3 protein-coding genes are annotated in these 3,094 nt (G+C 42.3%); 2 read left to right on the top strand and 1 reads right to left on the bottom strand.

Annotation, left to right across the window (positions count from 1 at the left end; translation table 11 throughout):
* Nucleotides 1–55 precede the first annotated feature (55 nt).
* The gene (locus tag KGY70_19860) at nucleotides 56–988 is read right to left on the bottom strand and encodes a calcium/sodium antiporter (GenBank protein MBS3777461.1); all 933 of its coding nucleotides are present in this window, start codon (nucleotides 986–988) and stop codon (nucleotides 56–58) included.
* A 439-nt stretch (nucleotides 989–1,427) separates the two neighbouring features.
* Here KGY70_19860 and KGY70_19855 point away from each other — a divergent pair, with 439 nt between their 5' ends.
* Together KGY70_19855 and KGY70_19850 are read left to right on the top strand one after the other, a co-directional pair.
* The gene (locus tag KGY70_19855) at nucleotides 1,428–2,081 is read left to right on the top strand and encodes an ABC transporter ATP-binding protein (GenBank protein MBS3777460.1); all 654 of its coding nucleotides are present in this window, start codon (nucleotides 1,428–1,430) and stop codon (nucleotides 2,079–2,081) included.
* A gap of 20 nt (nucleotides 2,082–2,101) precedes the next feature.
* A complete protein-coding gene (locus tag KGY70_19850) occupies nucleotides 2,102–2,884 on the top strand; it encodes a TIGR02757 family protein (protein MBS3777459.1) in 783 nt (260 codons plus the stop codon).
* Nucleotides 2,885–3,094: the final 210 nt, after the last annotated feature.

The raw sequence follows: 3,094 nt of genomic DNA, 5'->3' as shown, positions 1-3,094 counted from the left end.
AGACGAGACTCTTTCAAATCTCTTTGACTTTATGGACAAACACTAAGATAGAACCTTACGTTCCAAAGTAGAAGCTATAAAACCAGCGGGCCAGGCCTATAATAATCAGAATAAGGCCTTCCAGACGGGATATGCGCCATCGGGTCCACATAAAAATGCACACCAAAAGCACCATCCCCACCAACACGAGCATATTGGAGTGGACTCCGGGTTCCACGGACAAATCTTTTAATATCGCCGTTAAGCCCAAAACACCGAACATATTAAAGATGTCACTTCCCAGGAGATTCCCCACCGATATGCCATGATGTCCTTTTAAAGCTGCAGTTAGAGATATAGCCAGCTCCGGGGCGGAAGTACCGAAAGCAACAACCGTTACACCAATAACCCATTCGGATATACCGATCATTTTCGCAATTATTACGGAAGACTCAACAAGAAAATGAGCCCCTCCTACAATCATGCCCAGGCCTAAAAAAAAGAAAACAAAATCATACCAACGAACTTCTCGTCTGTCAACTGATACTTCTTCAACGGGTTGTTTCTTTAAAAAAAGATAGGCCAGGTAAATAATCAGAAGAGAAAACAGGACAAACCCGGCAGTCCTGGTTATGGACAGATCCCATATAAATATTGTCAACAAAACCGTACCAAGCAGCAGAAAGGCTCCGTCCCGGTAAACCGAGGCTTTATCGGCATTCAGGCTTCGTACCATGGCCGTACCTCCTAAAATAAAACCCAGGTTAAATATATTGGAACCGACAATGTTGCCCACGGAGATATCCCCCTTACCCTGGAAGCCGGAAAGAAGTGTTACGCCAAACTCGGGGGCAGATGTGCCGAAAGCCACCACAGTGAGGCCAATTATTAAAGTGGGAATACCCAGCCAGTGGGCAATAATCACTGCCGAATCGACAAGCCATGTAGAACCTTTAGCCAGAACAATCACGCAAACAACAATTATAATACTGTTTATGAGAATTTCCATATCTATATGTATACCTGTTAAAACGGAACGTATTTGAATAAAAGGCGTAAATATAATATATAATTTCCTATTTGCAGTAAGAGCACTGGGTTTCACCCAGCGCTCTTACATATCGGGGCTTCGCCCCTGTAAATCCGACAAAATTTTAACAACATTTCTTTCTATGTGTTAGCCTATGTAAACTATGTGGTTCAAGAATATTAATCAAATGATTTTTATGATCGGCCCCCAATTTTTTCCAAAAAAGTAAATATATTTCATTCCTACGGTAGAGACGTACGGTTGTAAGTCTATACCAGACATAAATGATTGGCATGGAAAACGAACGTAACGCAGCCAGCGGATATTATAGACAGCCTCTAAATAAAAAACCAGATCCTATTCAATAAGACCCCAATCTTTTTTAATTTTATTCGCTCAAACAAGGATAAAATCAATTATGATACAAGCCCACAACATCAGCAAATCATTTGGTGATTTGCAGGTACTTAAAGGAATAGACATCAGGATAAAGGACGGTGAAATCGTTTCGATAGTCGGCCCCAGCGGAGCCGGCAAAACAACATTGCTTCAAATCCTGGGCACACTGAGCAGGCCCGACACGGGGGAGATTATTTATGACGAGCGAAAGGTCAATTTTCTGAAAGATAAGCAAATTGCCAATTTTCGCAACCAACAAATCGGTTTTGTATTTCAGTTTCATCATCTGTTGCCGGAATTTACCGCACTGGAAAATGTTTGCATTCCTGCTTTCATCGGCAAAGTTCCAAAAGCTGAAGCCGAACAAAAGGCCACAGAAATCCTGGGTTTCCTGAAAATGGAAGATCGTCTGGACCACCGCCCCAATGAACTTTCAGGAGGAGAACTTCAGAGGGTGGCTGTAGCCAGAGCTCTGATCAATGATCCCAAGGTTATACTGGCCGACGAACCTTCAGGAAACCTGGATACCCAGAATAAAGAAGAGCTGCATAATCTCTTTTTCTCGTTAAGAGAACAATACAACACTTCCATCGTTATTGTCACCCATGATCATAATCTGGCCGGTAAGGCCGACAGAAAACTGGAGATGAAAGACGGGAAAATCTCTAATTAAGGGCTTAAGAAGATCAATTCATGAGGAATATACCCATTCACCAAACCGATCTGAAAGCATTTCTTGAAGAAAAGTACCACCAATACAACTGCCGGCGTTTCATAGCAACCGATCCGATACAAATACCTAAAGCATTTGAGGAACCCGGGGACATTGAGATTGCCGGCTTTTTCACTGCTACCATAGCCTGGGGGCAGCGGAAAACCATTATCAACAATATGTATGAGCTCCTTCGCAGGATGGATTACAGACCGTTTGATTTCATCATGAATGCAGGAAAAGCGGATCTGGAAAATTTCAGCAATTTCAAACACCGGACCTTCAACGGGGAAGATTGCATTTTCTTTATTCAGTCGATTAAAAACATATATCAAAACCACGGGGGTATAAGGCATATTTTCGAAAAGGCATACAGGCAGGAAGGAAGCATTGAAGCTGCCCTGACCTCCTTTCGGAATGTGTTTTTTGAAATACCTTTCCCCGAAAGGACACAAAAACATGTAGCGGACATATCCAAAAATGCTTCCGCCAAACGGTTGAACATGTTCCTGCGCTGGATGGTAAGAGACGACAAAGAAGGAATTGACTTTGGAATCTGGAAAGGCATTGCTCCCAAAGATCTATATATACCCCTGGATGTGCATAGCGGTAATGTAGCCCGCAAGCTGGGGCTTCTAACCAGAAAACAAAACGACTGGAAAGCCGTTTTGGAACTTACCGGTAATTTAAGGCAATTCGACCCCCAAGACCCTGTAAAATACGACTTTGCTTTATTCGGCCTGGGAGCGTTTGAAAGGTTTTGAATGGCTTTGACTTTATGGGCAAACCCTAAATAATCGCCTCCGGCACTCTTAACGGATAAATTCCAGACTCCAATGACCCAAACCGCAGTATGCAAGTAGATGACTGAATTTGGATGTTTTGGTTATTGGATTTTCGAAAATTGAATATTATTTGATATTTGGTATTTGAAGTTTGGTGCTTTATCTAACCCGAATTATTCAAGAATAATT

The sequence above is a fragment of the Bacteroidales bacterium genome (assembly GCA_018334875.1).
Taxonomy (GTDB): domain Bacteria; phylum Bacteroidota; class Bacteroidia; order Bacteroidales; family UBA12077; genus JAGXLC01.
This window is presented reverse-complemented; position numbering and strand designations above follow the sequence as displayed.